Source organism: Oleiphilus sp. HI0117, assembly GCF_001635235.1.
This window is the reverse complement of record NZ_LWGA01001178.1, coordinates 1-1,076: the sequence shown is the minus strand read 5'-3', so window position 1 is coordinate 1,076 and position 1,076 is coordinate 1. Positions and strand designations below refer to the sequence as shown.

Below are 1,076 nucleotides of genomic sequence, written 5' to 3'. Positions count from 1 at the left end.
CAACTATCAAGGAAAATTCTATATTATCGCCAACTAGCTGATTTTGCTCTATTAAAACAAATGTGAGTAAATACAAGACAAAAAAAACAGGTATTGCAACAACTCCAAATAGTGCTCTGCCAGTGTCTATTCCTTTGACCGCAAGCTTACCACCTACTTTCTTAGTTCGAATCATCTGTGATCCTAATGATTAGTTTTGACTATATTTATTTAAGGGAGGAGTGTAATTAAATACGCAATTAACTCAATCATCAATCATGGCTTTTTGCTTTGTATTAGAAATGCAGTCTAAGCCAAGTATTAAAGCTAGAAGGAAAGATGTGTTGAGATAAGAGTCCCTTTCAGGTGCTGAATTTGGCTGTTTTATCCTAATCATAACTAACCTGTCGAGCGACAGCTTTGCGGACTTTGCTGTTGTTTGACTATGTCGTGATTTGAAACTCAAACTGTAAGGTCGGGTTTGAGCCGATACAGATAAGCATTATTCCTCTGTACAGCAAAGCGCTCCGTGCTTAAGGGGCTTAATCTTTCAAGACCAAAACCCCAAAAACGAATCCACCACAGAGGCTTATTAAATAGATTCTGTTTATTCGTACTTACAAAGATAAGCGGTATCTGTAGGAACTTGCAGGTCGAAGGACTGATTTGCTTCAACGGTAAAAGTCTCTCCGTCTTTAAATGAAACAAATTCTTCTGAGCCTGGTAGTTTTACAATTAGTTCGCCACTGACAACTGTCATGTATTCTTTCTGGCTGGTACCGAAGGTATATTCACCTGCTTTCATAACGCCTACTGTTGCTGGCAGAGTAGTGCTTTCAAAGGCAATCGATTTAACCTTGCCATCAAAATATTCGTTAACTTCTAGCATTGTAGCTCTCCTGTAATTACTATTTTGCGTAAATTCAAATCAATGGGCGGCATTATACGCATAATCGATGGCAGGGTATTCATTTTTGAAAGTACAAAGTATGATTTTTACTGGTAAACTGCCTAGCTCGTTATAAGTAATAATAAACACTGGATATCTAAGAAATGCTTAAGAAGACTCGAACAAAAATCTTACTACTTATTTTAGT

1 protein-coding gene is annotated in these 1,076 nt (G+C 37.2%); it reads right to left on the bottom strand.

What is annotated here, in order from left to right; genetic code table 11:
• Positions 1 to 586: 586 nt before the first annotated feature.
• Entirely contained in the window at positions 587 to 868 is a 282-nt protein-coding gene (locus tag A3757_RS20795; protein WP_068512427.1) for a pyrimidine/purine nucleoside phosphorylase, read from the bottom strand.
• Between the last annotated feature and the right edge of the window lie 208 nt (positions 869 to 1,076).